The sequence below is a fragment of the Streptomyces sp. SID14436 genome, from assembly GCF_010548465.1.
Lineage (GTDB): Bacteria > Actinomycetota > Actinomycetes > Streptomycetales > Streptomycetaceae > Streptomyces.
Map to the genome: position 1 here is coordinate 1 of NZ_JAAGMD010000502.1, position 20377 is coordinate 20377.

Genomic DNA, 20377 nt, shown 5'->3' on the forward strand with positions numbered 1-20377 from the left:
TCGGCGGTGGTGGCGTCCGTACGGCATCTGGAGACTCCCTACGACCGGTTGCTGATGAGCGGCGTGCCCCGGCACGAGGCGCGGCGGCGGATCGCGGCGGCCGTGGAGACGGTGCTGAACGGCTGGGCGCGGCCCGGGCAGCAGTCCACCGGGTGAGGCCGGGGGGGCGGCCGGGCCGTGGACCGCCCGCCCGCCCGCCTTGGACGCTCACGCATGCCCCCGCGCCCCTCGGCCATGGGCAGGGCTTCCGCGTCCGGCTTCACTGGTGGTGACGGCGGGTGCGCCGGGCGGCGGGCCCGGCGGCAGGCGGGAGGCGGGAGGTGACGACGTGATCGAGGGACCGTACTTCGTGCTGGTGGTGGCGGGGGTGCTCGGCACCGCGCTGGTGGCCGGGGTCTTCTGCGCCTTCTCGGCGTTCGTGATGAAGGGGCTCGCGGCGCTGCCGGCCGCTCAGGGCGTGGCCGCGATGCGGGCGGTCAACGTGGCCGCGGTGACCACGGCGTTCATGCTGCTGTTCCTCGGCTCGGCGGTGCTGTGCGCGGTGATCGCCGTGGTGACGGTGGTGGTGTGGCCGCGGGCGGGCGGCGCGGAGCTGCTGGTGGGCAGTGCGCTGTACCTCTCCGGCGCGTTCGGGGTGACGGTGGCGGCGAACGTGCCGCGCAACGAGGCGCTGGCCCGGCTCGGCCCGGGCACCCCGGAGGCGGCGGCGTACTGGCCCGGCTACGTCCGCGAGTGGACCCGGTGGAACCACGTCCGCACGGTCGCGTCCGCCGGGGCCGCCCTGGCGTACGTGCTGGCCCTCACCTGATGCGCGGGCGCGGCTCCCCGGCCCGGAGGGGCCGTCCGGCGCTGCTCTGCGGAGCGGCGGTGGCCGACGTATCGTGAACCGGAAGAGTGCCGCCCGAAGAGTGCCGCCCCACCGCCGCACGGCCTGCCCCCGCCCACGCAAGGAACACGGCCATGGCCGATCCCAAGGGTTTCCTCACCACTCCCCGCCGGGAATGGCCGCGCAGGCCCGTGGAGGAGCGTGTCCGGGACTGGGACGAGATGTACGTCCCGGGGGCGCTGCTGCCGCTGATCGGTCCGCAGGCCGACCGGTGCATGGACTGCGGTGTGCCGTTCTGCCACGAGGCGTGTCCGCTGGGCAACCTGATCCCGGAGTGGAACGACCTGGTCTCCCGCGACGACTGGCGGGCCGCCGCGGAACGGCTGCACGCGACCAACAACTTCCCCGAGTTCACCGGCCGGTTGTGCCCGGCGCCCTGTGAGGCGGGCTGTGTGCTCGCCATCAACCAGCCGGCCGTCACCATCAAGAACGTCGAGTGCGCCATCGCCGACCGGGCCTTCGAGGAGGGCTTCGCGCCGCCCGCCCCGCCGGAGCGGCTGTCCGGGCGGACGGTGGCGGTGATCGGCTCGGGTCCCACCGGGCTCGCCGCGGCCCAGCAGCTGACCCGGGCCGGGCACACGGTCGCCGTGTACGAGCGGGACGACCGGATCGGCGGGCTCATGCGGTACGGCATCCCCGAGTTCAAGATGGAGAAGCGGCACCTGGAGCGGCGCATCGGGCAGATGCGCGCCGAGGGCACGAAGTTCCGTACGGGCACCGCGGTCGGACGCGATGTGGACGCGGCCGCGCTGCGGCACCGCTACGACGCGGTGGTGATCGCCACGGGGGCGACGGCCTGGCGCGAACTCCCGGTGCCGGGACGCGGACTGACGGGCATTCACCAGGCGATGGAGTACCTGCCGCTGGCCAACCGGGTGTGCCAGGGCGACCTGGAGGTGTCGCCGCTGTCGGCCGCCGGCCGGCATGTCGTCATCGTCGGCGGCGGTGACACCGGGGCCGACTGCCTCGGGACCGCGGTGCGGGAGGGCGCCGCGTCGGTGACCCAGCTGGACATCTACGGCCGGCCGGGCACCGAGCGGGACGAGGACGCCGAGCCGTGGCCCACGTATCCCCGGCTCTACCGGCTGTCCGCCGCGCACGAGGAGGCCGGGGAACTCGGGACGGCGCCGTCGGCGGACGCCGACGCCCGGCTGTTCGCCGCGTCCACGCTGCGTTTCTCCGGGGACGCGGACGGGCGGGTGCGGTGGCTGCACCTGGTCGAGGTGGACGCGGAGCGCCGCGCCGTGCCGGGCAGCGAGCGCGCGCTGCCCGCCGACCTGGTGCTGCTCGCGCTGGGGTTCTCCGGGCCGGACCGGGAGGACGGTCTGATCGCCCAGCTGGGGCTGGAGCTGGAGCCCCGCGGGACGCTCGCCCGGGACGTCGGTTTCGCGACGAACGTACCGGGGGTGTTCGCGGCCGGGGACGCCGCGCGCGGACAGTCGCTGATCGTGTGGGCGATCGCGGAGGGCCGCGCGGTCGCCGCGGCCGTCGACCGCCACCTCACGGGCGGCGCTTCCCGCCTCCCGGCGCCGATCGGCCCGTACGACCGCCCCATGACCGCCCCATGACCGCCGATGACCGCCCGATGACCGCCTGAGAGCGCACCGGGCCGGTCCCCGACGGCCTCGCCCGCCAGGGGGCCCGGCGCGACCGCGCTGGACGACCCCCTCGGGCGCCCCTGGGAACGGCGCGCGGGCTCCCGCCCTCGCCGCAGGGTCCGGCGGTGCCGGTCCGCCCCGGTGACCGCGAACGGGCACCGGGGCGGGGCCGGCACCGCCGACGACCCCACGTCGCCGTGCGGGGAGGGAGGCGGGCGGTGTCAGGGCTTGCGACCGACCGCCCCGTAGCCGGGGATGATCCCGTCGTCCTGACCGGCGACCGGCTCCCCCAGCTCGGGGTGCCACTCGTGGGGGACGCGGACGCCGGGATCCACGAGGTCGAGACCGTCGAAGAAGCGGGTGAACTCCTCGCGGGAGCGCAGGGCCAGGGTGACTCCGGCGGCCTTGAGCTGCTCGGTGGCCGCCTTCGACTCCTCGGGGGTGAAGTCGGCCGTCGCGTGGGTGATCACCAGGTGGCTGCCGGAGGGCAGCCGGTCCATCAGCCGGGCGACCAGGTCGTGCGCGCCGTCCTCGTCGGGGACGAAGTGCAGCAGCGCGATCAGGGACAGCGCGACGGGCCGGCTGAAGTCGAGGACCTTCCGCGCGGCGTCCAGGATGGTGTCCGGGTCGCGCACGTCCGCCTGGAGGTACTCGGTGACGCCTTCCTCCGTGCCCCTGAGCAGGGCCTCCGCGTGGGCCAGCACGATGGGGTCGTTGTCGCAGTAGACGACCCGCGCGTCGGGGGCGACGCCCTGGGCGATCTGGTGGAGGTTGGGCTCGGTGGGGATGCCGGTGCCGACGTCGAGGAACTGGCGTATGCCCCGGCCGGCCAGCCACCGGGTGGCCCGGTGCATGAACGCGCGGTTCACCCGGGCCATCACCGGCACCCTCGGGTCGAGGCTGAGCATCTGCCGGCCCATGGCCTCGTCGACGGGGTAGTTGTCCTTGCCGCCCAGGTACCAGTCGTACATACGGGCCGGGTGCGGCTTGCTGGTGTCGATGCCGGCGGGGGGTCGTCCGGTCATGAAGGACTCCGTAAGTCTCTGCAGGGGTTGGTGATCAATTCAGTCAGCTCAGTCAACTCAGTAGTTTCCGTACCGGCGGGAGGCCGGCCGGGGCAAGCGGTTCGCAAGGGGGGGAAGAGGAACGGGGGGGGAATGGGGGAACGGGGGAACAACGGGAAGCGGGGAAAAGCGGGTTCTGGATCGGCAACGGTCAGGGGCGTCGGCTCAGGACAGCAGGAAGTCCGCCTCTCCCGCCTTGGCGCCCTCGATGAAGGCCGTCATCTCGGCGGAGGTGTAGATGAGGGCCGGTCCGTCCGGGTCGGTGGACTGGCGGACGGCGATGCGGCCGTCGTCCAGCTTCATCGCCTCCAGGCAGTTGCCCCCGTTGCCTCCGCTCCAGGGCTTGTGCCAGCCCTCGCTGCCCAAGTCCCGCGCGGGCATGCCGTTGTAGATGCGCCGGCCGGGAATCCGCGGCTGGGGCAGGGTTTTGACGAGATTCATTCAGAGCTCCTTGCGGAGATCCCGGAGGATCTCCTTCGTGCGTTGGGCGCCGGCGGCCTGGGCCGCCATGCGGTCCATGACCTCGAGGTGGGTCGCCACCTCGCTGCGCGCGTCCAGATAGACGGCGCCGGTCAGGTACTCGCTGTAGACCATGTCCGGAAGTTCGGGCACGGCGAACCGGAAGATCACGAACGGGCCGTACGTGCCGGGGTGCGGCCCGCTCGCGAACGGGGCGACCTGGAGGGTCACGTTGGGCAGCCGCGCCGCTTCGAGAAGGCGGTCGATCTGGGCCCGCATCACCTCCGGGCCGCCCACGGGGCGGCGCAGGGCGGTCTCGTCCATGACGAACCACAGCCGTGGCGCGTCCTCGCGGGTGAGGAGGTCCTGCCGCTGCATGCGCAGGGCGACGTGGCGTTCGATGTCCTCGGGCCGGGTCTGTCCGATCGCGCCCGAGCGCAGCACGCCGCGGGCGTACTCCTCGGTCTGGAGCAGGCCCGGGACGAAATGGGGTTCGTAGCCGCGGATGAGGGAGGCGGCCCCCTCCAGGCTGACGTACATCGAGAACCAGCCGGGCAGGATGTCGTGGAAGCGCTGCCACCAGCCGGGGCGGTTGGCGTCCTCGGCCAGGCTCACGAACGCGTCGGCCTCCTCGTCGGAGACGCCGTACGCCTTCAGCAGGAGCTGGAGGTACGGGATCTTGAGCGCGACCTCGGCCATCTCCATGCGGCGTACGGTGGCCGGGGCGACGCGGAGGATACGGGCCGCTTCCTCGCGCTTGAGCCCGGCGCGCTCCCGCAGATCCAACAGGCGCCGGCCGAGGACGACCTGCCCGACCGTCGGCGCGGACCGCGGTTCGCTCACGCTCCACCTCCACGAAAAGGATTCCTGACAGCCCGGCGGCGCCATTCGAAGATGCGTTCGATCGAACTTTTCATTCGAAACACCATTCGAATGAATCGAGTCGTCGACGATCTCAACTGGCGCCGCGCGAGGTGCTGTTGCGAGCAGTGTGCCACGGCCGTCCAGACCGTCACACAGCACTCTGCAATTTTCAGAGTGACACTTGCCAAGTGTTCACGGCGGGGCGATAGTGGCAAGCGTGATTCCGTCCGTGCCCTTAGGAGCAGACGCCGCCGCGGGCCCCGTCGCTCTCGGTGCCGCGCCGGAAGCCACCCCCTCGGGGGTCGCTGCCGAGCGCCGGTTCCGCTTCGAGTTGGCCGCACATCCGGGTTCCCCCGCACAGGCGAGACGCCTGACGAGGGCCCGGCTGGACGGCTGGTCGGTGTGCGAGGACACCTGCGACACCGCGGCCCTGGTCGTCTCCGAACTGGTCACCAACGCCATCGTGCACACCGCCAGCAGCCACATCGTCTGCGAGCTGCACGACGGTGACGACCTGCTGCGCATAGCGGTGCGGGACGAGGGCTGCGCGCCGGGCAAGCCCCTCGCGAACACCCGGCAGCGGCCGGAGGAGGAGCACGGGAGGGGACTGCTCCTCGTCGACGCCCTCAGTCACGCCTGGGGAGCCCACGAGCACGGACTCGGACTGCTCGTCTGGGCGGACCTCCCCCGCAACGCCGGCACCCCGCGCGAGCCCGGTGAAGCCCGCGGCGACCTGGGCTGGGGCGCCCGCCCGAAGCCGGCACCGGCCGACGGGCCGCACGACGGCGACGACGAGGGCGACACCTCCCGTACGGACGGCCGCGCGCACCCCGCGCCCGAGGCCCCCGGCGTGCCGCACCGTCGGCGGTACCGGGGAGGCGAGGGCGCGTGAGAGGCGCACCGGTCCTGAGTCTGGACTCGCTGGTCCGCCTGCGGCGCGCGCTGCAGGCTGCTCCCGGCACTCCTCGGCGGCTGCCCGTCCCGGACGGGATGACGGCCCCGATGGGCTGCGACGCGGTGGCGGTGCCCGCCCGTCTCGGCCCGATGGTGATGCCCCGGCTGCCCCGGGTGGGGTGCGTCTACGCCGATGAGACGCACTGGTGGTGGCTGGTCCCGTCCGATTCGGACTACGCGCTGGAGTGGCCGGCCCCCGCCCGCTACGCCACCGGCGCGCTCCTGTCCGGCGTCCCGGATCTGCCCGGGCTGATCCACCGCCCCGACGGCACCTTCCCGTACACCCCGCCGATACCCCTCTACCTGGCGGTGTGCCGCCTGACGGGCACGACACCCACCTGGTCCCGCCGCATCAGCGCCTGACCGCCACGACACCCGCCCGGCTCGCCGCGCCGGCAGCCGACGGCGCCCGCCTGCCCCGCTCCTGCGGCCCGGCCTGGCGTCCGCCCGCCCCACCCCTCGTCCCGGCCGCGCCCGGTGCCGGTCCTTGACCGGGGCCGGCCGGCGGAGTCCGGACCGCCGGACGCGCTGCCGCCCGAAGGGTCACGGAGGGAGCCGGGGGTGCGGGCTCACGCCGCGGCATCACCGCTCCCGCCGCCGCTGCGGACGATCACGAGAAACATGTCGGTGGCTAGGTCCATGACAACCTCGGCGGGCAGGCCTTCCCGGCGCCGTTCCTGCGCGAACTCCTCCGCGGGCCATGACCCCCGCGGCCCACCTGCGGGAAAGCGTTCGAGCACTGTTCGCCCGTTCACCCTGCCACCTCCATGTCGCGCTGTACTCGTAGAGTTAAACGCCAACCATGGGGCGGATGCCTCGTTCAGTGACGGTACTGAGACGTAGTTGACACTCGTTCACCGCCACGTGTGAGCCCGGTCTCAGCTTTTCGGAGTATCCGGTCACCTTCCGTATCAATAGTCGTACTCGTCGTGATAGCGGATCGCCTCACTTCCCGCAGGCGCCCCGTACGACGACGCGCGGCCCGCCGGCGCCTCCCACGCCTCCTGGCGGCCCAGGGCGGTGAGGTCCAGCAGGCTGGTGGTCGAGCCCAGCCCGTCGAGTCCGCGCTCGTACGTCGAGTAGGTGTGGAAGACCCGGTCGCCGTCCCTGAGGAAGCAGCTGAGGCCCGGCCGGTCGACGAGTTCGCCGTCGTGCTCGCGGGTCACATCGAAGTCCCGGCCGAAGTCGTTGCCGAAGGGGCCGGGCAGGGCGGAGTACCAGGGCACGGTCCAGCCCATCCGGGCCTTGAACGGCAGGATCCGGGTGTAGGGCGCCCGGGAGACGGCGGCGAAGGTGGTGCCGCGGGCCTTCAGGTGGGCGATGTGGCCGATCTGGTCGAGGAACGCGGAGCAGCTGCGGCACCCGGCGTCCCACTCCGGGGCGAACATGAAGTGGTACACGATGAGCTGCCGCCGGCCCTCGAAGAGGTCGAGCAGCCCGGCCTTCCCGTCGCCGCCCTCGAACACGTACTCCGTGCCGACCTCGACCATGGGCAGCCGGCGCCGTTCGGCGTTGAGCGCGTCCCGGGCGCGGGTGAGGGCCTTCTCCTCGACGAGCAGTTCCTCCCGCGCCGCACGCCACTCGGCGCGCGAGACGATCTCCGGAAGCGACATGGTTCCTCCTGTGCAACGGTCCCGTTGCGGGAAGTGACCGCCGGGGTCACCGGAACTCATCGCTGGGGCCGGGAGATTTTTCCGGCCCCCGGCGCGCGTGGCGGTGCGGGGCGGGGTCAGGGGGCGGCGAAGAGGTCCCCGGCCGCGGCGATGGCGGCGGTCAGGGACTCCGGGCAGGGCCGCATCCCCGCGATGACGGTGTCCACGTCCCGCAGTCCCGCACGGGTGAGCAGCTGCTTCTCGTTGGTGACCCACTCCCCGCGCTCGGCCAGCACGGCGTGCCCGGTGTGCAGGGCCGCGGTGGCGACGGCTCCGGCGACCTCGGTCAGGCGGCCGTGGGGGGCGTGGTTCGCGGCGGCGTAGGCGAGGGTGGCGGTGGCCGTCGCGCGCCAGCGTCCGGGCGCGGTGCGGCGCAGCGCCGCCGGGTAGCCGGCGGGGCGGGGCAGTGCGCCCCGGAGCGTGACGTTGAGGGCGAGTTCCGCGACGAGGAGGTACGTCGGGATGCCGGCCAGGTGGAACATCAGCGGCTCGACGCGGAAGCGGCCCTCCCGCGCCTCCGCGAGTTCGTGCTCGACGACGTCGAGGTCGCGGTAGTGGACGTCGACCCGGCGGCCCTCGACGGTCAGCCAGGCACCGCCGTTGAAGACGCCGCCGCCCCACCCGCCGATCTCGGAGACCTCGCCCTGCCAGCCGACGGCCCGCAGGTCGTCCGGGTCGAAGGCGCCCCGGTAGTAGACCGCCAGGTCCCAGTCGCTGTCGGGCCGTTGGGTGCCCTGGGCGCGCGAACCGCCCAGGGCGACGGCCCGGACGCCGGGGAGGGCGGCGAGCCGGTCGGCGGTCCGGTCCAGGAACTCCCGGTCCCGGGACTCCCAGTCCAGGAACTCCTGGTCCCGGGACTCCGGGTCCGGGCGGGCGGACGGTGGCATGCGGGAGGTCTCCTGACGGTCGGAGGTCGGGGGCGTGGAGAGGGGGCCGCGGGGTCAGTGGTGTCGGCGGTCCGTGACGCCCGGGGTCAGTGGTGCCGGCGGGCGTACGCGTCCGTCGCCGCCACCAGGGCCGCGTCCCCGGCCGGTCCGGCGTCGTGGCCGGCCTCGTCCACGACGACCAGGTCGCTGTCCGGCCAGGCGTGGTGGAGCCGCCACACGATGCCGAGGAGGTTGCCGAAGTCGAGGCTGCCCTGGACCAGGGTGCCGGGAATGCCCTTGAGGAGGTGCGCGTCCCGCAGGACGACGCCCTCGTCGGGGGCCTCGCCCAGGAAGTGGTCGTTGCCCCAGTAGTGGGTGACGGTACGGGCGAAGCCCATGCGGAACTCCGGGTCCTCGAACCGCGCGACCGAGCGGGGCGGCGCGGGGATCGTCGCCGTCTCCCAGTCCGTCCAGGCGCGCGCCGCCCGTTGCCGCACCTGCGGGTCGGGCGACTCCAGCAGCCTGTTGTACGCGGCCGCCAGGTTGCCGTCCCGCGCGTCGGCGGGCAGTTCGGCCAGGAACCGTTCGAAGGCGTCCGGGAAGAACCGGCCCAGGCCGCGCGTCAGCAGGTCCACTTCGGCGGGGGAGCCGGTGGCGACCGCGGTCAGCACGAGTTCGGACACGGCCCCGGGGTGGGTCTGGGCGTAGCGCAGTCCGAGCACCGATCCCCACGACGCGCCCCACACCAGCCATCGCTCGATCCCGAGGTGGGCGCGCAGGAGTTCCAGGTCGGCCATCAGGTGGGCGGTGGTGTTGACGCTCATGTCGGTGGCGGGGTCGCTCGCCGGGGGTGTCGACCGCCCGGCGCCGCGCTGGTCCAGCAGGACGATGCGGTAGCGGGCGGGGCCGAAGTAGCGCCGGGCCCGTGGGCCGGTACCGCTGCCCGGGCCGCCGTGCAGGACCAGGGCCGGCTTGCCCTCCGGGTTGCCGCAGGTCTCCCAGTGGAGGAGGTTGCCGTCGCCGGCGTCGAGCATGCCGTGGTCGTACGGTTCGATCTGCGGGTACAGGCTCATCGCGGCACCGTAACCGGCGGTGCCGGGCGCCTTCAGCTCATTTACGGGTGGGCAGCCCCGCCGTCCCGGCCGCCCTGCGCAGGACCTCGCGGAGCATGCCGGGCGTGAGCCGGCCGGTGAAGGTGTTGCGCTGGCTGACGTGGAAGCAGCCGAACACGTCGAGGCCGTCGCCGTCCGGGGCGGGCAGGGTGACACGGGCGCCGTGGGCGAAGGCCGGGCGGGGGCGGGGGACGGTCCAGCCCGCCTCGGTGAACGCGGGCAGCACCGCCTGCCAGCCGAAGGCGCCGAGGACCACCGCGGCCCGGAGGGTGGGCCGCAGCAGCCGCAGTTCCCGGACCAGCCATGGGCGGCAGGTGTCCCGCTCCCCCGGCGTGGGCTTGTTGGCCGGGGGCGCGCAGTGGACGGGGGAGGTGATCCGCACACCGTGGAGGTCCAGGCCGTCGTCCGCGTGCTCGGACGTCGGCTGGGAGGCGAGGCCCACGTCGTACAGCGCCTGGTACAGCACGTCTCCGGAACGGTCACCGGTGAACATCCGCCCGGTGCGGTTGCCGCCGTGCGCGGCGGGCGCGAGCCCGACGATCAGCAGGCGGGCGTCCGGGGGGCCGAAGCCCGGCACCGGCCGGCCCCAGTACGTCCAGTCGGCGAAGGCGGCCCGCTTGGTGCGGGCCACCTCCTCCCGCCAGGCGACCAGGCGGGGGCAGGCACGACAGCCGGCGATACGCCGGTCGAGGCCGGGAAGGCCGGACAGTTCGGAACCGTCGGGGTCGGAGGGTGCGGGCGGTCCGGGCGGGCCGGGAGAACCTGAGGGTCCCGGAGGATCCGGCGGTCCGGGGAGGCCGGTGGGGGTCATGCCTCCACGGTAGGGGCCGTGGTCGTGGCCGGCGTCTCCCGTCGCTCCCGGTTCCGCGGCACCTCCGCGGGCCCGGCGGGCCGGTCGCGTCCACCGGCAGCCGGGGGCCGGTCGCCGCGACGCGTCCACAGCAGCGCGCCGGTGAGCAGCACGGCCGCGGTCAGCAGCCAGGGCCACGGGCCCGGATCCAGTGCGCCGACCACCACACCGGTGACGGCCCCGACCGACTGCTGGGCGAGCGACTGGACGGACAGGGCGGTGGCCCGGGCGTCGCCGGGGATCCGCCGGTGCAGCAGCTCGTTCTCGTTGGGGCCCGCCGCGCCGAGCCCCAGGTACACCAGGCCGAAGCCGACGGCGACCAGGGCGAAGGAGACCGGATGCCGCTGCGTCCCGGTCGCCGTCACGCCGAGCAGCAGCAGACCGGCGGTGCCGGTGCCGAGTCCGGCCAGCACCGCGCGCTCGCCGCTGCCGGTCAGCCGGGCCAGGAACGGAGCCAGGTGGCTGCCGATCCCGGAGCTCACGAACCCGCCGCAGGCGAGTGCGGCGAACAGCAGCGCCCCCGACTCGGGTGCCCCGGTCAGCGTCACCGCCCGGCCCGGCATGAGCAGTTCGAGTGCGGCGACGGCGCTTCCGGCGGCGGCCGCGGTCAGCAGGATCCGGCGCACCGTCGCGTCGCGCCCGCCCAGCCGCACACCGCTCAGCACGGCGCCCGGGACACCGCGCAGCACCGAGCGCGAGGTGACCGGCGGCCGGGGCGGCTCGCGCAGGGCGCTCAGGACGTAGCAGAGGAAGACGAGCTCGACCGCGGCACCCAGCAGGACCGGCACGGACAGCGGCAGCACCAGGCCCGAGGTCGACTCCGTCAGCAGCGGTCCGAGGCCGGCGGTCCGGTCGAGCAGCCAGGGCACGGCACCGCCGAGCACGATTCCGACGGCGAGGGCGGCCGCGGTGGCGGAGCTGCCGCGCGCCAGACCGGTGCGCAGGTCGGCGTCGGGGCCGGCGGCGGCCTGCACGCTGTCCACGTACCACGCCTCCGCCGGGCCGCTGGCCAGGGCCCGGGCGGCGCCCATCAGCACCATGCCGAGGACCAGGACCCATGCGGTGCCCGCGAGTCCGTGGATCACCAGCGCGATCGCGTTGAGCGCACCCGCCACGGCGAGCACCGGGCGGCGGCCGAGCGCGTCGGAGAGACCTCCGGTGGGCAGTTCCAGGGCCGCGACGGTGAGGGAGTGGGCGGCGAAGAAGCCCGCGATGGCGGTGAGTGCCATGCCGCGTTCGGTGAACAGCAGCACCAGCGGTGCCATGGCCAGTCCCGGGGGCAGCCAGAACAGCGCGCAGACGGTGACGTACCGGCGACGGGCCACCCGCAGTGCCGCCTCGGTCCCGGCGCCGGACCCGGTCCCGGACGCGGTCCTGGGTGCTGTCGTCCGCTTCGGCACGCCGTCCCCGCCGCGCTGCGGCGCCCGGCTCACCGCGTGCCCCCGGGGTCGCGCGGTGCACCTGACTCGGCACGGTCGGCGCCGTCGGGGGCGTCGGTGTGGTCGGCGCCGCCGGTGTGGGCGTGGTCGTCGGTGTGGCCGTCCGTGGGAAGCGGTGCGGCGAGCGGCAGTCCGGCGGCGACGAAGGCCACCCGGCGGGCGCGGGGGTCGTGTTCGTCGCGGGCGGTCAGCTCTTCCAGCGTGCGGGCGATGACCTCCCACAGTTCGACGAGCGACTCGGGGGTCAGCCGGAGCAGGTAGTCGTTGATCCCGGAGGGCTCGACCCACTCCCGCTCCAGCCGTCCTTCGGCGAGGTCCGCCTCGTGCCGGGTGAGGGACGCGTCGAGGTGGTCGATCTGGCGCCGGCGTGCCAGGCCGACGTAGGCGCGGCCCGCGGCGGAGGACTCCATCGCCTCGTTGCTCCACGACGTCACGGTGTGCACCGCCTTCCAGCGCCGCTCCCGCCCGTCGCGGTGTGCCGCCTCGGCGATGAAGGCGTACTTCGCCAGCACCCGCAGGTGGTAGCTGGTCGACGCCGACGACTCCCCCGTCCGGTCGGCCAGCTCGCTGGCGGTGGCCGGGCCGTCCTGCCGCAGCATTCCCAGCAGCCGGATCCGCAGCGGGTGCGTGAGGGCCTTCAATGCGGCGGTGTCGCGCTCGGGATCGAGGACCCGCCTCTGCTCGTCACTGACCATGCGGCGAGCGTAGAGCGGGCAGCCCACTTAACAAAAGACTTTTTGCAAAATTATTTTGGGGAAGAGGGAGGGCTGCGCGGGGGCGGGGAGAGATAGGGTCGGACGCATGGCTTCTGAGGGTGCGGAGGACGACCGGACGCGCGGAGACGGGGCCGGTGACGCGTCGGCGGCCCAGAGCGAGGGACCCGGCCCGGAGGCGGCCCAGGCTCCGGATCCCAGGATCGCCGCTGCCGTGGCGGCTGCCGAGGCGGCCGGGCCGCCGGAGGGTGGGAGCGTCCGGATCGACAGTTGGATCTGGTCCGTACGCCTGGTCAAGACGCGTTCCCTCGGCGCCACCGCCTGCCGCGGCGGGCATGTGCGAGTGAACGGGGAGCGCGTCAAGCCCTCGCACGCGGTCCGCGTCGGAGACGAGGTGCGACTGCGGCACGAGGGACGGGAACGGGTCGTCGTCGTCAAGCGGCTGATCCGCAAGCGCGTCGGCGCTCCGGTGGCCGTCCAGTGCTACGTCGACAACTCCCCGCCGCCCCCGCCCCGCGATGCCGTCGCCCCCGCGGGAATCCGTGATCGCGGCGCGGGCCGGCCGACGAAGCGCGACCGGCGCGAACTGGAGCGTCTGCGCGGACTCGGCGGTCTGGGCGGCCCGCCCGTCCACGGGGCTGTGGGCGGGGCCGGTGAACCGGGGATTCCCGACGGGTTCGGCGACCCCGTCGACCCGGCCGGGCGCCCTCGCGAGCGTGGCGGCAAGCGCGGTGGCGGTGACCGCCGGTCCCGCGGCGGCAGGCCGGGCAGCGCCCGTCGCTGACGCCTTCCCGGCTCGCCGGGTTCGGTCCACCACATGGGGGGCGGGGCTTCGTGCCTCGCCCCGCCCCATGTCGGCTCGGCCCGGCTGCCGGCTCTAGGCGCGGGCGTCCCGGCGCCCCTTCCCCCGCAGGAGTCCGAGCAGGTCGGCGTTGTGGGAACGCCGGGACCAGGCGATCAGGACGAGCGGCACCATGACGAGGAGCGGCGTCGCCGCGTACTCGCCGTCGAAGACGGCGACCTGCACCACGAACGCACCCACCATCATCGCGCTCAGCCCGATCGCGGCCGCCGACTGCAGCACCGGGATCAACAGGCCGATCGCGCCCGCGAGTTCCAGCGCCCCGATGGCGTACATCCCCGCGCTTCCCCAGCCCATCTCGTCGAAGGACTCGACGGCCGAGGCATGCGCGATCAGCTTGGGCAGCGCGCTGGCGAACGCGAAGAAGAACGCGAGCAGCACCTGCACCACGCGCAGCGCGACACGGCCCAGCCGTAGCCGCCCGGGCACGGTCCGGTCTGCGACAGGGTCTGCGGCCCCGCCGGGTCCGGCGGGGAAAGCCGTGACGGGAGCGGTGGCGGCAGGAGCGGTGATGGCGGAAGCGGTGGCGGTGGACGCGGTGGTGGCGGAAGCGGTGGTCTCGGACATCGGGGTCTCCTGGGAAGGCGGTCGGTGGTGGCGTCGCTGTCGGGAGTAGGACCGGCCCGGGTCCCGGAACTCATCGCCCGACGGCACGCCGCTTGCCGCCGCCTTGTCCCGTCAGTCCCTGCCCGACTCCCCCGCCCGGACCGCCCGTACCCACATGCGGTCCTCCGTCAGGTACCGGTCCACGCGCAGCCCCTCCTCCCCGAGTGCCTCCTCGAACTCCTCCCGTGTCATCGGCCGGGACCGGAAGGTCTGGGTCCAGGTCGCGTCCGGGAACACGTACTCCGCGTGCACGGAGACGACGCCGTCGCCCACCGGTGTCGCCGAGAGGATCCGTACGGTGAAGCCGGCGGGGTCCACGCGCTCACGCGGCACGTCGCGGTGGAAGTCCTCGCCCTCCCGCTGGATCAGCACGCAGCCCCCCTCCGCGAGGTGCCGCACGCAGGTGCGCAGCAGCCCGCGTCGCACGGCGGGGTCGCCCGCGTGCACGAGAAAGGAGCCGAGCAGGACCGCGTCGAAGCGCTCGCCCAGGGCGAGCCGCTCTATCGGGCTGCACACCGTGCGGGCGCCGCGCACCCGCTCCAGCATCGCGGCGGACTCGTCCACCGCCGTGACCCGGAAGCCGCGCTCCACCAGCGCGTGCGTCACACGGCCCGCGCCGCACCCCAGCTCCAGCAGGCGGGCGCCCGCCGGCACCGCACTCGCGATGACCTCCGGCTCGTCCCCCACGGGCAGCCGGGCGTACAGCTCGACCGCGCAGCCGTCCGGGGTGATCGCCCCGGGTCCCGTGCCCTCATACCCTTCACGCATGGTCGTCTCCATGTCCGTCCAACGGACCGGAGTCGCACCCCCGTTCCGGTGTCGAACGGATTCACTCGACCGAGTGAGACAGTGAAGGGGAGGCGCTTTCCCCTGGAGCTCCCTGGGAGCCTCCGGTCAGGGAACCCGAGCCGGACGACCCGGACTTCTCGGGTCACGGACTGGACGGTGGTCGTGATGCGTACGGGCAGTGAACCGGTGACCGCGCGCAGTGCCCTGCGGCTGCGGTTCTGGCTGAGTCTGTGGGGCGTGGCCTGGACGCTGTTCGGCACCGCCGCCTTCGCGATCACGGACCGCCCGGGGTGGGCGCTGGCCTGCGGACTGCTGTGGCTGATCATGACGATCGACCTGGTCATCGTCGTCCGGCACATCCGTCAGGGACCGCACTACCAGCCGGGCCGTGACGTGCCGCCCTACCTGCCGCCCAGGGACCCGCCGTGAGGCCACAGGCCACCCGCTACGCGTCGAAGCGGGCCGCCCTCAGGTACTCCGGGTTCGGGTCCAGGGCGGCGGCCAGACGGAAGTGGCGCTTGGCCGGGTGCGGGCGGCCCTGACGCTCGTAGGTGCGGGCCAGGGCGAAGTGGGCGAACGCGTTGTCCGGCTCGCGCTCCAGGACGAGGGAGAACTCCAGCTCGGCGGAGCGCAGCTGGGCGGCGGCGAAGAAGGCCCGCGCGCGCAGCAGGCGGGCCGCGGTGTTCTCGGGATACACGTCGATGACGCCGTCGAGCAGTTTCACCGCGCCGCGCGGGTCCCGGGAGGCGAGAAGCTGCTCGGCGGCACGGAAGTCGATGACATGCGTCTCCGGCGTACGTCCGGTCGAACCGCTGGTTTCGGGCACGGCGACATCCTTCCCTCGTCGAACGTGTGCAACGCCCGCCGGGGTGATCGCTATTCCTGCCCAGGCCGCGGGCGCGGCTCCTTCGCCCGGCGGACCAGCTCGGCCCAGACCTCGTCGACCCGCCGGGTCAGCTCGTCGAGGGGTACGTCGTTGTCGATGACGATGTCCGCGACGGCCCGGCGCTGCTCGCGCGTGGCCTGGGCCGCCATCCGCGCGCGGGCGTCCTCCTCGGTCATCCCGCGCAGCCGGACCAGCCGGTCGAGCTGGGTGTCGGGGCTCGCGTCGACCACGACGACGAGGTCGTAGAGGGGGGCGAGGCCGTTCTCGGTGAGCAGCGGTACGTCGTGCACGACGACGGCGTCCTCGGGGGCGGCGTCCGACAGCTCCTTCGAGCGGGCCCCCACCAGGGGGTGGACGATGGAGTTGAGGGCGGCCAGCTTCTCCTGGTCGGCGAAGACGATCGAGCCCAGCCGGGCCCGGTCCAGGCTGCCGTCCTCGGCGAGGACCTCCTCGCCGAAGGTCTCCACGACCGCCGCCAGCCCGGGCGTCCCGGGGGCGACGACCTCGCGCGCGATGCGGTCCGCGTCGATCAGGACGGCGCCGCGCTCGACGAGCAGCCGCGACACTTCGCTCTTGCCGGCGCCGATGCCGCCGGTCAGACCCACGGACAGCATGACCGCGCCTCCACCCCTGACTGCCCCGCCGGTGCGGGGACTCCACGCCCCGGCAGGCCGCCGACCGGGCGTGTGGCAGCGTAGCGGATCAGCCCTCGCCCTCCCGCTCCGCCAGGAACCGCTCGAACTCGCGGCCGATCTCGTCCGCCGACGGGATGTCGGCCGGCTCCGCGAGCATGTTGCCCCGGGTCTCGGCGCCCGCGGCGGCGTCGTACTGGTGCTCCAGGCCCTGGATGAGGGCGGTCAGCTCGTCGTCGCCCTCCTGGACCTGCCGGTCGATCTCGGTCTGGGTGCGCTGGGCGTCGGTGCGCAGCGAGTGTGCGATGCCGGGCAGGACCAGACCGGTGGCGGCGGTGATGGCCTCCAGGACGGTGAGCGCCGCGTCCGGGTACGGGGAGCGGGCGATGTAGTGCGGCACGTGGGCGGCGACCCCGAGGACGTCGTGGCCGGCCTGCATCAGCCGGTACTCGACGAGCGCTTCGGCGCTGCCGGGCACCTGGGCCTCGTCGAAGGGGCTGCCGTGGCTCGGGACGAGTTCGGTGCGGTTGCCGTGCGGGGTGAGCCCGACGGGGCGGGTGTGCGGGACGCCCATGGGGATGCCGTGGAAGTTCACGGCCAGGCGGACGCCGAGCCGCTCCACGATCTGGCCGACGGCGGCGGCGAACCTCTCCCACTCGACGTCCGGTTCCGGCCCCGACAGCAGCAGGAAGGGCGCTCCGGTGGCGTCCTGGACGAGACGGACCTCCAGGGCCGGATCGTCGTAGGCCGTCCAGCGGTCGCGGGTGAAGGTCAGCAGCGGGCGGCGGGCGCGGTAGTCGATGAGCCGGTCGTGGTCGAACCGGGCGACGACCTGGTGGGGCAGCGAGCCGAGCAGCCGGTCGACGATCTGGTCGCCGGTCTCGCCCGCGTCGATGTATCCGTCGAAGTGGTAGAGCATGACCAGGCCGGCCGACTCCTGGGCGAGCGCCATGTCGACGACGGCCAGGCCCTTCGGCTCCCATGCGTACAAACCCTGCGGATCAAGCACAGTGACCGCTCCTCCTCGTGTCCGTACAGGACAACGTGCCAGGCGGCACTGACATTCCCGGGTGGGGGCAACTTCCCTGGTGGCGCGGGCGCGTGGCGGGCGGCGCCCCACGGCGGGTTCCGGCGGCCGGCGCGGTGTCGCGCGGCCGGGCAACGCCGAGGGCCCGCACCCCGGAAGGTGCGGGCCCTCGGTCAGAGATCGGTCGGACCTCTGCGGCGTGCCTCAGCGGCCGCGATCAGCTCTGGCCGCCGGCCAGCTTCTCGCGCAGGGCGGCCAGCGCCTCGTCCGAGGCCAGCGCACCGGAGTTGTCCGGGCCCTCGGAGGAGTACGAACCGCCACCGGACGCGGCCGGAGCAGCGGCCTCGCCGCCACCCTCGGCAGCGGCCTTCTCGTCCGCCTCGCGGGACTTGATGACCTGCGCCTGGTGCTGCTCGAAGCGGCTCTGCGCCTCGGCGTACTGGCGCTCCCACTCCTCGCGCTGCTTCTCGTAGCCCTCGAGCCAGTCGTTGGTCTCGGGGTCGAAGCCCTCGGGGTAGATGTAGTTGCCCTGGTCGTCGTAGGACGCGGCCATGCCGTACAGGGTCGGGTCGAACTCGACGGCCGACGGGTCGGCGCCGAAGGACTCGTTGGCCTGCTTCAGGGACAGCGAGATCCGGCGACGCTCGAGGTCGATGTCGATGACCTTGACGAAGATCTCGTCGTTGACCTGGACGACCTGCTCCGGGATCTCCACGTGGCGCTCGGCCAGCTCGGAGATGTGGACCAGACCCTCGATGCCCTCGTCCACGCGGACGAACGCACCGAACGGCACCAGCTTCGTGACCTTGCCGGGCACGACCTGGCCGATCTGGTGGGTGCGGGCGAACTGCTGCCACGGGTCTTCCTGGGTCGCCTTCAGCGACAGGGAGACACGCTCGCGGTCCATGTCGACGTCGAGGACCTCGACCGTGACCTCCTGGCCGACCTCGACGACCTCGGAGGGGTGGTCGATGTGCTTCCAGGACAGCTCGGAGACGTGGACCAGACCGTCGACGCCACCCAGGTCCACGAAGGCACCGAAGTTGACGATCGAGGAGACGACGCCGGAACGCACCTGGCCCTTCTGGAGGGTGGTGAGGAACGTCTGGCGGACCTCGGACTGGGTCTGCTCGAGCCAGGCACGGCGGGACAGGACCACGTTGTTGCGGTTCTTGTCCAGCTCGATGATCTTCGCCTCGAGCTCCTTGCCCACGTAGGGCTGGAGGTCGCGGACGCGGCGCATCTCGACCAGGGAGGCCGGGAGGAAGCCGCGGAGGCCGATGTCGAGGATGAGACCACCCTTGACGACCTCGATGACGGTACCGGTGACGATGCCGTCCTCTTCCTTGATCTTCTCGATGGTGCCCCAGGCACGCTCGTACTGCGCGCGCTTCTTCGAGAGGATCAGGCGGCCTTCCTTGTCCTCCTTCTGGAGGACAAGGGCCTCGATCTCGTCGCCGACGGCGACGACCTCGTTCGGGTCGACGTCGTGCTTGATCGAGAGCTCTCGGCTCGGGATGACACCTTCGGTCTTGTAACCGATGTCGAGCAGGACCTCGTCCCGGTCGACCTTCACGATGACGCCGTCGACGATGTCGCCGTCGTTGAAGTACTTGATCGTCTCGTCGATCGCTGCGAGGAATGCTTCCTCGTTACCGATGTCGTTGACCGCTACCTGCGGGGTGGTGGCGGTGGTCTCGGTGCTGCTCGTCATGTGGGAAAGGGCTCCGGTACGGACATTGAAGTCGTAGGTACTGCTACGCCGGAGCCCGTTTCGCTCTGTAGAAGCCGGACAGCCAAGGAAGCGCCCCATCAGAAACTGATGACGGCGCCTCGAGAACCGAGGGGACATACAACAGACGCGAGCGCAGCCTGCTACGTCTGAGGCACGCAGGCTCGCAGCGCAACTTGTAGCATACGGGGGCAGCCGGGCAGGGTCAATGCACGAAGCCGCCCACCCGGGGCGGATCGCCGCATAACCGGCACAATTCGCCCGCGCGGCGGAAGAGCCGCACGTCAGGTGCGCCTGAACCCGGGCAGCGCCCGTGGACTCCGTCCGGCGGCGGACGGGGGTCCGGCTGGACGGAAGAGTACGACGAGGGAGCCGATCATCCAAGAGTCCGAAGCGCCCGAACCGGAGGCGACCCGGCGGGAGGCCGGCGTCGGCGAGAGCACCCGAGCCAATCGGGGCTGGTGGGACCGCAACGCCGACGAGTACCAGGTCGAGCACGGCACCTTCCTCGGCGACGACCGTTTCGTGTGGGGACCCGAGGGGCTGGACGAGGTGGAGGCCGAGCTGCTCGGCCCGCCCGAGGAACTGAAGGGCCGCGACGTCCTGGAGCTGGGGGCCGGAGCGGCCCAGTGCTCCCGCTGGCTGGCCGGGCAGGGCGCCCGCCCGGTGGCGCTGGACATCTCGCACCGCCAGTTGCAGCACGCCCTGCGCATCGGCGGGGAGTTCCCCCTGGTGTGCGCGGACGCGGGCGCGCTGCCGTTCGCGGACGCGTCCTTCGACCTGGCCTGCTCGGCGTACGGGGCGCTGCCCTTCGTCGCCGACCCGCGGCTGGTGCTGCGCGAGGTGCACCGGGTGCTGCGCCCGGGCGGGCGGCTGGTGTTCTCCGTGACGCACCCGGTCCGCTGGGCGTTCCCCGACGAGCCCGGTCCCGAGGGGCTGAGCGTGTCCGGGTCCTACTTCGACCGCACGCCGTACGTGGAGCAGGACGAGCGCGGCGAGGCCGTCTACGTGGAGCACCACCGCACGCTGGGCGACCGGGTGCGCGACGTGGTGGGTTCCGGTTTCCGGCTGGTGGACCTGGTGGAGCCGGAGTGGCCGGCGTGGAACACGGCCGAGTGGGGCGGCTGGTCGCCGTTGCGCGGGCACCTGATCCCGGGCACGGCGATCTTCGTGTGCGTGCGGGACTGAGGGCGTGATCCGGCACGACGCCTTGGACGCCCTGCCGGTCCGGTCCGCGCTGCCCGCGCTGAACGGCGCGCTGGCGGACGGGGGCACCGCGGTGCTGGTGGCCCCGCCGGGCACCGGCAAGACGACCCTGGTTCCGCTGGAGCTGGCCGGGCTGCTGGGCGGGGGCCCGGCGCGGCGGGTCGTGGTGGCGGAGCCGCG

Annotated in this window: 25 protein-coding genes; 9 read left to right on the top strand and 16 right to left on the bottom strand. The window is 73.3% G+C overall.

The window, feature by feature from the left end:
* The 3 genes from G3I53_RS16990 to G3I53_RS17000 all read left to right on the top strand — a co-directional run.
* Nucleotides 1-156: DUF2293 domain-containing protein (locus G3I53_RS16990; RefSeq protein WP_164438514.1), on the top strand; the 156-nt coding region annotated here is incomplete at its 5' end.
* A gap of 172 nt (nucleotides 157-328) precedes the next feature.
* On the top strand, nucleotides 329-808 hold the full coding sequence (locus G3I53_RS16995; RefSeq protein WP_164333006.1) for an anthrone oxygenase family protein: 480 nt from the start codon (nucleotides 329-331) through the stop codon (nucleotides 806-808).
* Nucleotides 809-960: 152 nt separating this feature from the next.
* Nucleotides 961-2454, top strand: a complete 1494-nt coding sequence (locus G3I53_RS17000) for a glutamate synthase subunit beta (RefSeq protein WP_164438515.1) — start codon at nucleotides 961-963, stop codon at nucleotides 2452-2454.
* A 251-nt stretch (nucleotides 2455-2705) separates the two neighbouring features.
* On the opposite strand, the gene G3I53_RS17005 is transcribed toward G3I53_RS17000, so the two are convergent.
* The 3 genes from G3I53_RS17005 to G3I53_RS17015 all read right to left on the bottom strand — a co-directional run bounded on the left by G3I53_RS17005 (nucleotide 2706) and on the right by G3I53_RS17015 (nucleotide 4850).
* Nucleotides 2706-3509, bottom strand: coding sequence for an SAM-dependent methyltransferase (locus G3I53_RS17005; protein WP_164338714.1), 804 nt, complete (start codon nucleotides 3507-3509; stop codon nucleotides 2706-2708).
* 204 nt (nucleotides 3510-3713) lie between these two features.
* Nucleotides 3714-3989, bottom strand: coding sequence for a DUF397 domain-containing protein (locus G3I53_RS17010; protein WP_164338715.1), 276 nt, complete (start codon nucleotides 3987-3989; stop codon nucleotides 3714-3716).
* Entirely contained in the window at nucleotides 3990-4850 is an 861-nt protein-coding gene (locus G3I53_RS17015; RefSeq protein ID WP_164338716.1) for a helix-turn-helix transcriptional regulator, read from the bottom strand. It abuts the gene before it with no gap.
* 229 nt (nucleotides 4851-5079) lie between these two features.
* Here G3I53_RS17015 and G3I53_RS17020 point away from each other — a divergent pair, with 229 nt between their 5' ends.
* Together G3I53_RS17020 and G3I53_RS17025 are read left to right on the top strand one after the other, a co-directional pair.
* Nucleotides 5080-5763, top strand: a complete 684-nt coding sequence (locus tag G3I53_RS17020) for an ATP-binding protein (RefSeq protein WP_164338717.1) — start codon at nucleotides 5080-5082, stop codon at nucleotides 5761-5763.
* The gene (locus G3I53_RS17025) at nucleotides 5760-6188 is read left to right on the top strand and encodes a hypothetical protein (RefSeq protein ID WP_164338718.1); all 429 of its coding nucleotides are present in this window, start codon (nucleotides 5760-5762) and stop codon (nucleotides 6186-6188) included. Before G3I53_RS17020 ends, G3I53_RS17025 begins: the two co-directional genes overlap by 4 nt.
* Before the next feature lie 206 nt (nucleotides 6189-6394).
* Here the strand turns inward: G3I53_RS17025 and G3I53_RS33955 are convergent, their stop codons facing one another.
* The 7 genes from G3I53_RS33955 to G3I53_RS17060 all read right to left on the bottom strand — a co-directional run bounded on the left by G3I53_RS33955 (nucleotide 6395) and on the right by G3I53_RS17060 (nucleotide 12439).
* Entirely contained in the window at nucleotides 6395-6580 is a 186-nt protein-coding gene (locus G3I53_RS33955; RefSeq protein ID WP_164333266.1) for a hypothetical protein, read from the bottom strand.
* 156 nt (nucleotides 6581-6736) lie between these two features.
* On the bottom strand, nucleotides 6737-7438 hold the full coding sequence (locus tag G3I53_RS17035) for a DUF899 domain-containing protein (RefSeq protein WP_164333267.1): 702 nt from the start codon (nucleotides 7436-7438) through the stop codon (nucleotides 6737-6739).
* Nucleotides 7439-7554: 116 nt separating this feature from the next.
* Nucleotides 7555-8364: a nucleotidyltransferase domain-containing protein gene (locus tag G3I53_RS17040; RefSeq protein ID WP_164438516.1), complete on the bottom strand. Its 810-nt coding sequence runs from the start codon at nucleotides 8362-8364 to the stop codon at nucleotides 7555-7557.
* 86 nt (nucleotides 8365-8450) lie between these two features.
* Entirely contained in the window at nucleotides 8451-9416 is a 966-nt protein-coding gene (pip, locus tag G3I53_RS17045) for a prolyl aminopeptidase (RefSeq protein ID WP_164333222.1), read from the bottom strand.
* 37 nt (nucleotides 9417-9453) lie between these two features.
* Nucleotides 9454-10266, bottom strand: a complete 813-nt coding sequence (locus G3I53_RS17050; protein ID WP_164333223.1) for a uracil-DNA glycosylase — start codon at nucleotides 10264-10266, stop codon at nucleotides 9454-9456.
* Nucleotides 10263-11636 carry an MFS transporter gene (locus tag G3I53_RS17055; RefSeq protein ID WP_239063956.1) on the bottom strand — a complete coding sequence of 458 codons (1374 nt, stop codon included), beginning with the start codon at nucleotides 11634-11636 and terminating at the stop codon, nucleotides 10263-10265. Before G3I53_RS17055 ends, G3I53_RS17050 begins: the two co-directional genes overlap by 4 nt.
* A 98-nt stretch (nucleotides 11637-11734) precedes the next feature.
* A complete protein-coding gene (locus G3I53_RS17060) occupies nucleotides 11735-12439 on the bottom strand; it encodes a helix-turn-helix domain-containing protein (protein WP_164335869.1) in 705 nt (234 codons plus the stop codon).
* Nucleotides 12440-12545: 106 nt separating this feature from the next.
* On the opposite strand from G3I53_RS17060, the gene G3I53_RS17065 reads away from it, so the two are divergent.
* The gene (locus tag G3I53_RS17065) at nucleotides 12546-13241 is read left to right on the top strand and encodes an RNA-binding S4 domain-containing protein (RefSeq protein WP_164438517.1); all 696 of its coding nucleotides are present in this window, start codon (nucleotides 12546-12548) and stop codon (nucleotides 13239-13241) included.
* A gap of 93 nt (nucleotides 13242-13334) precedes the next feature.
* Here G3I53_RS17065 and G3I53_RS17070 read toward each other — a convergent pair whose 3' ends face one another.
* Together G3I53_RS17070 and G3I53_RS17075 are read right to left on the bottom strand one after the other, a co-directional pair.
* Nucleotides 13335-13886 carry a DoxX family protein gene (locus G3I53_RS17070; RefSeq protein WP_164334901.1) on the bottom strand — a complete coding sequence of 184 codons (552 nt, stop codon included), beginning with the start codon at nucleotides 13884-13886 and terminating at the stop codon, nucleotides 13335-13337.
* A gap of 111 nt (nucleotides 13887-13997) precedes the next feature.
* Nucleotides 13998-14705, bottom strand: coding sequence for a class I SAM-dependent methyltransferase (locus G3I53_RS17075; RefSeq protein ID WP_164334903.1), 708 nt, complete (start codon nucleotides 14703-14705; stop codon nucleotides 13998-14000).
* A 174-nt stretch (nucleotides 14706-14879) separates the two neighbouring features.
* On the opposite strand from G3I53_RS17075, the gene G3I53_RS17080 reads away from it, so the two are divergent.
* A complete protein-coding gene (locus G3I53_RS17080) occupies nucleotides 14880-15143 on the top strand; it encodes a DUF6343 family protein (protein WP_164334905.1) in 264 nt (87 codons plus the stop codon).
* A 16-nt stretch (nucleotides 15144-15159) separates the two neighbouring features.
* Here the strand turns inward: G3I53_RS17080 and G3I53_RS17085 are convergent, their stop codons facing one another.
* The 4 genes from G3I53_RS17085 to rpsA all read right to left on the bottom strand — a co-directional run bounded on the left by G3I53_RS17085 (nucleotide 15160) and on the right by rpsA (nucleotide 18973).
* Entirely contained in the window at nucleotides 15160-15540 is a 381-nt protein-coding gene (locus tag G3I53_RS17085) for a tetratricopeptide repeat protein (protein WP_164334907.1), read from the bottom strand.
* Between the two features lie 50 nt (nucleotides 15541-15590).
* The gene (gene coaE / locus G3I53_RS17090; protein ID WP_164334908.1) at nucleotides 15591-16214 is read right to left on the bottom strand and encodes a dephospho-CoA kinase; all 624 of its coding nucleotides are present in this window, start codon (nucleotides 16212-16214) and stop codon (nucleotides 15591-15593) included.
* Between the two features lie 88 nt (nucleotides 16215-16302).
* Nucleotides 16303-17241 (bottom strand): PAC2 family protein, encoded by a 939-nt coding sequence (locus G3I53_RS17095; RefSeq protein WP_164334911.1) that lies wholly within the window; start codon nucleotides 17239-17241, stop codon nucleotides 16303-16305.
* 235 nt (nucleotides 17242-17476) lie between these two features.
* Nucleotides 17477-18973 carry a 30S ribosomal protein S1 gene (rpsA, locus tag G3I53_RS17100; RefSeq protein WP_164334913.1) on the bottom strand — a complete coding sequence of 499 codons (1497 nt, stop codon included), beginning with the start codon at nucleotides 18971-18973 and terminating at the stop codon, nucleotides 17477-17479.
* A gap of 312 nt (nucleotides 18974-19285) precedes the next feature.
* Between rpsA and G3I53_RS17105 the strand changes: the two genes are divergently transcribed.
* Both G3I53_RS17105 and G3I53_RS17110 read left to right on the top strand, forming a co-directional pair.
* Nucleotides 19286-20179 carry a class I SAM-dependent methyltransferase gene (locus tag G3I53_RS17105; protein ID WP_203592006.1) on the top strand — a complete coding sequence of 298 codons (894 nt, stop codon included), beginning with the start codon at nucleotides 19286-19288 and terminating at the stop codon, nucleotides 20177-20179.
* Nucleotides 20180-20183: 4 nt separating this feature from the next.
* Nucleotides 20184-20377 (top strand): hypothetical protein (locus tag G3I53_RS17110; RefSeq protein ID WP_164438518.1); only part of this gene is annotated, 194 nt, incomplete at its 3' end.